Genomic DNA, 5804 nt, shown 5'->3' with positions numbered 1-5804 from the left:
TGATACTTGCCTGTCAGGAAACCAGCAGCAAGCGGACTCCAAGGACAGATACCCAAACCGCATTCACGGGCGGCGGGGAGATGTTCGCGTTCGATGTTGCGCTCGACGAGGGAGTAGGCTAGTTGCATGGCAATCGGACTGGGAAGATGATGCGCTGCTGCTAGCGTGGCAGACTTGACGGCGTACCAAGCAGGGATATCCGAGAAACCAAAGTAGCGAATCTTACCAGCCCGTACTAGGTCGCCGAGGGTTTGCAGCACCTCTTCGACGGGCGTGACGCTATCCCAAACGTGCATCCAATACAGGTCTACATAGTCGGTATTGAGACGACGCAACGATCCCTCCAGGGCGCGGTGGATGTTCTTTCGACCGTTGCCACCAGTATTCGGGTTGCCTGGTTCGCCGTTGTGAAAGCCATACTTGGTCGCGAGGACTAATCGATCGCGCAACTTACGATCGGTAATATAGCCGCCGATTAGTTCTTCGCTGCGACCATTTGCATACACGTCGGCGGTATCGATGAAGTTACCACCCGCCTCGATGTAAGCGTTGAAGATCGACTCGGAGATTTCATCGGGCGAACCCCATCGCTGGGTGCCGAAGGTCATGGTGCCCAGAGCTAATGGACTAACAATCAATCCAGATCGACCGAGGGTGTGGTGGGTATTGAGACTCATTTAGATTCTTTCCTAACTAAAATTAGATCGGTTGCAGTGGCGGAGCCTATCTCCTAGACAATCTCTAGATGGAACATCGCATTCGATACCTAAAATGCGCTGGCTGTCGGACGGACGACGATTTCATTGACATCGACATCATCGGGTTGAGATACAGCATATAAGACCGCATTAGCGATCGCCTCTGGTTTGAGTGCAGTTTTGCGGAGTTCTTTCAAAAAGCCTTTTGTTGACTCATCCGTAATGTCAGAGCCAAGTTCGGTTTCAACGACACCAGGAGAGATGATAGTGACACGGATATTTTTTGACTCCTGACGCAGACCATCAGATATCGCCCACACCGCATATTTCGTCGCTGAATAGACTGCGCTGGTTGGCCCAACCTGATGTGCGGCGATCGAGGCAGTATTGATAATCTGTCCGCCACCTTGCGCTTCCATAATTGGTAGCACCGCCGCAATGCCATTCAATACGCCATGAATATTCACATTAATCATCTTGTCCCACTCATCAACTTTGAGAGCATTTAACAGGGATAAGGGCATCACTCCAGCATTATTGAAGATGACATCCACGCGATCGAACTTATCTTTGGCAAAGTGAATAAACGCCTTCATATCCTGGCGATCCGTAACATCCACTACTTTGAATTCGGCTGTCCCCCCTGATGTGCGGATTTCTTTCACAATCTGTTCTAGCTTGTCGGTGCGCCGTGCGCCCAAAACTACTTTTGCGCCGTTTGCAGCTAGTAACTTGGCAGTTGCTTCGCCAATGCCACTACTGGCTCCAGTAATCGTAATGACTTTATTTTCGACGTTTAACATGGTTTTCTTTTTACTTGAATTTGTTAATGCTCGATTCTCTCGCGGGGAGAGGCTTCACCAACGCGTGCCCCTTTGTAGGTCATAAATTAAGCATAGATCTGATTTGATTAATTAACTAGGTGTTATAATCTGCAAACGTTTATGAATTTTGTGCAGCAATGAAACGTGACGAACTTAATGACTTAGCTGCATTTGTAGTGGTAGCAGATGAGATGAGCTTTACCCGCGCTGCATCAAAGCTGGGAATATCTGCCTCAGCCTTGAGCCATGCGATGAAGGCACTGGAAGAACGTCTGGGCTTGCAATTGCTAGCGCGAACGACTCGAAAAGTCTCTACGACCGAGGCAGGATCGCGACTATTACAAACCTTACGTCCTGCCTTTGAGGACATCAGTACCGCACTGATCGCACTCAGCGAGCTGCGCGATAAACCTGCCGGAACACTGCGGATTACCATGCCCAGACACGCAGCAATCTCTGTAGTGTGGCCGATGATGCCCGATTTCCTCGCGGCACATCCAGATATCCGCATCGAGATGACGATCGATGAAGGTCTAACCGATATTATCGAGAGACGCTATGATGCTGGCATCCGGTTTGGGGAGAAGGTCGCCAAAGATATGGTTGCCGTGCGGGTAAGTCACGATCTGCACTGGGCAGTCGTCGGATCGCCAGCCTATTTCACCAACCATCCTCTACCCAATACGCCGCAAGATCTCGTCGAACATCGCTGTATCAATTACCGATTTGCAACATCCGAAGGACTGTATCTGTGGGAATTTGAGCAAGATGGGCGATTGTTTCAGCTCCGAGTCGATGGCAACCTGATTTTCAATGACGGCGAGCTGATTCTAGCGGCTGCCTTGGCAGGACAAGGGCTAGGGTATCTCTTAGAAGACCAAATTACGGCTCACGTTGCCGAAGGGCGGCTGATCCGAGTTCTGACAGAGTGGTGTCCGGCTGCTAGTGGCTACTATTTGTATCATCCCAACCGTCGCCAAACACCGTCGGCATTAGCCGCGTTGGTGGACGCTTTACGGGTCTGAGATGTATGGAGAATCACCCAACGTATTGAGTCTCGATCGCTAAATTTGAATTAAATCGAGGTGAAAAATATGGTACTTGAATAACGGATATGTGTCTGATGTCTGAGTAATTAAACTACAACGAATTTTACTGCGCGTCGTCTGACAACGATCGGATGTATTGAGTGAAGCTGATGTCCCAGCATTTCATTGTAATATACTTGCTGGGCTGCTCTATGATAAACGCTGCTCTGTTAGAACACGTTTTACAGCCAAGTCTTCGTACCAATAGTGATAAAAACGATCGAGATTTGGATAGTTTGTTAACCCATTTGGCAAACTATTTCCCCAGCGAATCATCGCAAACGCATAAGCGTCTGAGATCGTGCGGCGATTTCCAACTACAAATTCTTTACCATTTAAATGCCGATCTAAATACTCATACATCCGATCGATTAATTGATAAGATGCTTCTTTTGTCGCTTGTTTGGAAAGCTCGTTTCGATCGATTGAGTATCGTTCTGGTTTATAAAATGGCACGAAAGCTGGGTGGAGATCGCTCGTCAGAAAAGCCATCCAGCGGTTGAGATCGTACTCATCTTGCAACGTGCCATCATCGCCCAATTTAGCCGCTGGATATTTCCGAGCTAGATATTTGAGAATGGCATCTCCTTGAGTCATTACATCACCGTCACCATCAATAATTGCTGGAACTTGTCCTAACGGATTGATTTTGAGATACTCAGGATCGCCTAGTTTCACTTGTTGAAGTTCATACGGTTCGCCAATCCACTCCAAAACAATATGAACCGCAAGGGCACAGCTTCCAGGCTCGGAAAATAGTTTAATCATCGTTGTATCACCTTAGCTCAGAATTTGTTCGACTTCGATTTGTAAGTAACCTGAGTTCGGGATAAGAAGAGCCTAGAGACTAGAAGTCTCTGCTCATGATGCAAAGTCCGCCTGCGCGGACTGATTAACTAGTCCGCGCAGGCGGACTTTGTAATGCTAGCCCCGATTTCAATCGGCGGCGGGACTCGAACGCAGCAAATATCCTCATCCCGAAGTCAGGTTCAGTAGCAGAGCTTTCTCAGATCCAGCAGGTTTAATGTCCTAATAACCAACAGTAAACCGCTGTTGAATATGCTTAGGATTCTCGATCTCATCAAGGAGTGCAATTGCATAATCTTCGTAAGAAATCCAACTTTTGCCATCTATTCCAACGAGCAATTCATCTTTCCCCAGGCGAAATACGCCCGTTCGTTCTCCATCTGTGAACAGTGCAGAGGGGCTGAGGAATGTCCAATCGAGATCTTTAATCTCTCTCAGATAGTTAAGATATTCCCCACCTTTAGTTGCTTCAGCTTTGACAAAATCTGGAAAATCTGGTTGGTCTACTAACAGCTTTCCAGGTGCAACTTCCAGACTGCCAGCACCTCCCACCACTAAATAACGCTTCACTCCCGATGCTCTGACAGCCTCGATGAGCAGGGCGATATCACTGTCTAGAAACACGATCGAACTAATTACGACATCATGCCCGACCAGTAATTGACTAAGCTTAGAGGGATTGTTAGCATCACCTTTGACTAATGTAAGTCCGTTCCGAGGGCTGAGTTTGGAAGGATCGCGGGCGATTCCGGTTACATTGTGTCCACGATGGAGTGCTTCATCGACAATCCGCTTGCCGACATTGCCTGTTGCACCGACGATTGCAATCTTCATTTTGTCCTTCTTGTTTAGTGGAAATTTTGACAGCCTAGCTTGCCGCTGAGTCTAAAAGATGCAATATTGCATGTAAGTCTCGTTTAGTAACTTTAGCTGAATCCAATATTAGGATGTTTCCAAATGGCTGTAAAGAAGGCAGATTCAAGTGTGTTAGTTACTTCAAAGGAACCAATGGTGGTGGAGATTATCCAAGAGATAGGCTTCGCCAACGAACAATGTCCGATCCGAGGGATACTAGATCGGATCGGCGACAAATGGAGCTTTCTGTTGATTCTAAAGCTTGCCCAACGTCCCCATCGTTTTGGCGAACTCCGCCGCGAGGTGGATGATATATCTCAGAGAATGCTGACCCAAACGCTTCGCAATTTGCAACGAGACGGATTGATTTCGCGGACAGTCTTTCCAACAACTCCGCCGAGCGTCGAATATCGCCTTACCGATCTTGGTCGATCGCTGCTCGAACCGATGCGTTCTCTTGTGACGTGGGCCGATCTCCATCAGAGCGCGATCGAGTCCGCACGGATGCAATTCGATCGCCAAGAAACCTAATATCGCAGTGACTATCTCTTTCTATTTCAAGTGCGATTCAACATCTGCTTACTTAGAATTTATTATTTCGTGTTCATAGTGAAGCTAAAATCAGGTAAGACAGTTGCAGTTACTTTGGTGTTTGAGCCACCCTCAAAATAGCCTTGAGGGACTGATTCAAAATGCTTGCCCTTGGCATCGAATTCGAGTTGCAGACCAGATTCGCTACTGGGACTAACGGAAACGTTACGCTGTTCGCCTACGGGGATGGAACCGATCGATTGAGTAAATCCAGATCCAGTGGCGACGACGTTGGTAAGTTCGACAGTAGAGCGGTTAATGATATTGAGCTTTGCGCTGCGAGAGCAGCCAGAAAGTGCCATTGTGGCACTAAGCCCCAAAACGCCAATCCCGATTATTGTTCCAAGAAGCCACGCTAACGAGACAAAAATGCGCGAACGTGTAATCATCGATCGAACCTATTATTTATGTGTACATTGAATGATACATCGCACAACGCTGAAATTCCAGAATCATTCCAAATTTTAGGAGTGCTAGCCGACCAAGTGATGATAAATTATTGGGCATATTCCAGACAACTTAAAACCCGATTGTGTGCTGATAAATGTTCTACAATCGGTACGTTCGATCGTAAAACATTAAAAATCCATAACTATGTATCGCCACCATTTCTAACTCAACTAACGTGAAATATACTATTTTCTGGAGATGACTAGTTGCAGATTCTAACGAAAATTTGTCAGAATCTTATGGTTTTAGAATTAGTGAGTTGTCTTGGTGTTTATGGCAGAATAGTGCCGTTACTTGTGTCTACCGAATCCATTTAAGACCTTCGATCGATCGAAGATCTTGGCGGCATCGCTGGTGGAGGTCGTTGTCATGCGGGCAACTGGAGCGGCGGTAGTCATAATTCGAGCGCGGCTCTGGGATTTCCAATGTTGATACCGGAGCAAGGGAAAGGAAGCTACTCGCTTTGATAACGCCCAGAAGAAAACATAACT

General features: G+C 47.2%; 9 protein-coding genes. 3 read left to right on the top strand and 6 right to left on the bottom strand.

From position 1 onward, the window contains the following. Together RMO35_RS01655 and RMO35_RS01650 are read right to left on the bottom strand one after the other, a co-directional pair. Window positions 1-677 (bottom strand): aldo/keto reductase (locus RMO35_RS01655; protein WP_309738105.1); only part of this gene is annotated, 677 nt, incomplete at its 3' end. Window positions 678-766: 89 nt separating this feature from the next. Further along, window positions 767-1501, bottom strand: coding sequence for an SDR family oxidoreductase (locus RMO35_RS01650; RefSeq protein WP_309738103.1), 735 nt, complete (start codon window positions 1499-1501; stop codon window positions 767-769). A gap of 158 nt (window positions 1502-1659) precedes the next feature. Here RMO35_RS01650 and RMO35_RS01645 point away from each other — a divergent pair, with 158 nt between their 5' ends. Further along, the gene (locus RMO35_RS01645; RefSeq protein WP_309738101.1) at window positions 1660-2547 is read left to right on the top strand and encodes a LysR family transcriptional regulator; all 888 of its coding nucleotides are present in this window, start codon (window positions 1660-1662) and stop codon (window positions 2545-2547) included. A 213-nt stretch (window positions 2548-2760) separates the two neighbouring features. On the opposite strand, the gene RMO35_RS01640 is transcribed toward RMO35_RS01645, so the two are convergent. Together RMO35_RS01640 and RMO35_RS01635 are read right to left on the bottom strand one after the other, a co-directional pair. Further along, the gene (locus RMO35_RS01640) at window positions 2761-3378 is read right to left on the bottom strand and encodes a glutathione S-transferase family protein (RefSeq protein ID WP_309738100.1); all 618 of its coding nucleotides are present in this window, start codon (window positions 3376-3378) and stop codon (window positions 2761-2763) included. Between the two features lie 261 nt (window positions 3379-3639). Continuing rightward, window positions 3640-4251 (bottom strand): NAD(P)-dependent oxidoreductase, encoded by a 612-nt coding sequence (locus RMO35_RS01635; protein WP_309738098.1) that lies wholly within the window; start codon window positions 4249-4251, stop codon window positions 3640-3642. Window positions 4252-4425: 174 nt separating this feature from the next. Here RMO35_RS01635 and RMO35_RS01630 point away from each other — a divergent pair, with 174 nt between their 5' ends. Then, window positions 4426-4803 (top strand): winged helix-turn-helix transcriptional regulator, encoded by a 378-nt coding sequence (locus tag RMO35_RS01630; RefSeq protein WP_396135584.1) that lies wholly within the window; start codon window positions 4426-4428, stop codon window positions 4801-4803. A 62-nt stretch (window positions 4804-4865) separates the two neighbouring features. Here the strand turns inward: RMO35_RS01630 and RMO35_RS01625 are convergent, their stop codons facing one another. Beyond that, on the bottom strand, window positions 4866-5252 hold the full coding sequence (locus RMO35_RS01625; RefSeq protein WP_309738094.1) for a hypothetical protein: 387 nt from the start codon (window positions 5250-5252) through the stop codon (window positions 4866-4868). A gap of 18 nt (window positions 5253-5270) precedes the next feature. Between RMO35_RS01625 and RMO35_RS01620 the strand changes: the two genes are divergently transcribed. After that, entirely contained in the window at window positions 5271-5492 is a 222-nt protein-coding gene (locus tag RMO35_RS01620; protein ID WP_309738092.1) for a hypothetical protein, read from the top strand. A 111-nt stretch (window positions 5493-5603) separates the two neighbouring features. Here the strand turns inward: RMO35_RS01620 and RMO35_RS01615 are convergent. Next, the coding region (locus tag RMO35_RS01615; RefSeq protein ID WP_309738090.1) for a hypothetical protein at window positions 5604-5804 on the bottom strand (201 nt) is incomplete at its 5' end.

Source organism: Chamaesiphon sp. OTE_20_metabat_361 (assembly GCF_031364565.1).
This window is presented reverse-complemented; position numbering and strand designations above follow the sequence as displayed.